The organism is Planktosalinus sp. (genome assembly GCF_059864935.1).
In genome coordinates this window covers 1-1,748 of the sequence record NZ_JCBCCK010000484.1, presented here as the reverse complement: position 1 = coordinate 1,748, position 1,748 = coordinate 1, and the positions used below count along the sequence as shown (strand labels likewise).

The following is a 1,748-nucleotide window of genomic DNA, read 5'->3' as shown; positions in this document are numbered from 1 at the left end:
CTCAGTATGGCCCATACACCACTGGCGGTGCCATCAATATGGTTTCTAAGTCAATCCCCACTACCCTTTCGGGCGAAGCGCGTTTAACTGCCGGAAATTACCACAGTCGAAGTACAGAGCTTAGTGTGGGCGACTCCCGTGAAAACTTCGGTTTTGTGACCCAATATTTCAATTACAATTCAGACGGGTTTAAGGCACTGGATAATGGCGGGAATACAGGATTTGACAAGAGTGATTACCTGGCTAAATTCCGTGTAAACACCAATCGTGATGCCCGCGTGTTTCAATCGGTGCAATTGAAGTTTCAGTATTCTGAAGAAATTTCCAATGAAACCTATCTGGGATTGACACAAGATGATTTTGACGTAAATCCATACCGAAGATACATCGCTTCTTCTGCTGACAGAATTGATACCGAGCATATGCAATTTCAAATTGACCACTTTATTCGTCCCCTTCAAAATGTTACCATTAAAACTACGGGATATCAAAACAATTTTAACCGCAACTGGTACAAGCTGGATGATGTTGACCTTAACGGAAGGGTTAGTATCAGCAATGTGCTGGCACGTCCTGAGGAATTTCCAAATGAATATCAGGCCCTTTTAGGCAACAGCAACACACCAAATGATGTTTTCGGCCTAAAAGCCAACAACCGCGAATATGAATCACGTGGGATTCAGTCAGTAGCCAACATCCACTTTGGCGAAAAGCTGTATCAGGATTTGGAAATCGGGGTTCGGTATCACGAGGATTTTGAAGACCGTTTTCAGTGGAAGGATAAATATGCCATTCAAAACCGTGAAATGATTCGCACTACGGTAGCCACCAAAGGCAGCGACGCTAACCGCATTACCAGTGCCGAAGCTTTGGCTGCTCACGTTTTGTACAAAGTTGCTTTCAACGGTTTGACATTAACCCCGGGTGTGCGTTATGAAAATATCACGCTTACGCGAAACGATTATGGCAAAAACGACCCCAACCGTACCGGATTTGAGCTAACAACAGCCGAAAACAAAGTTGATGTCTGGATTCCGGGTATTGGAGCCAACTACCGCTTTTCCAATGAATTCTCTGTTTTTGGTGGAGTGCACAAAGGCTTTGCACCTCCAGGAACCACAGAAGGCAGCAAATCCGAAGAAAGTATCAATCTGGAACTGGGAACCCGTTTTAATTACAACGGTTTGCGCGGCGAACTCGTGGGCTTCTACAACAATTATGACAATATGCTGGGCAGTGACCTGGCAGCCTCGGGAGGAACAGGTTCACTTGACCTGTTTAACGCCGGTGAGGCCCTTGTAAAAGGTGTTGAGGTCTTACTTAACTTTGATGTACTACGCTTTACAGAAGGCCATTTAAAACTTCCTGTAACAATTTCCTACACCTTTACCGATGCCCGATTTCAAAGTGATTTTGCCAGTACCGTAGGTATTTTTGGCGAGGTGGCCGATGGTGACGAAATTCCATACATCGCCCGCAACCAGTTTAACGTAACCGCTGCACTTGAAAACTCCATTTTCAATATCAGCCTGAGTGGCCGGTATACTGATGCCTTTAGGACCGTTGCCGGAACAGGAGTTATTCCGCAGGAATTTGAGGTGGGGAGTCATTTTATAGTTGACTTTTCGGCCAAGTATTTCTATTCATCGCGGGTGACCTTGTTTACCAACATCAACAACCTGTTTGACAGCACTTATGAAGTAGCCCGCATGCCTGCAGGGTTGCGTCCCGGGGCGCCGTTTATGGTC

At 45.7% G+C, this 1,748-nt stretch carries 1 protein-coding gene; it reads left to right on the top strand.

The features are described from left to right. Positions 1-1,748: TonB-dependent receptor domain-containing protein (locus AC6F75_RS14075; protein WP_500715721.1), on the top strand; the 1,748-nt coding region annotated here is incomplete at both ends.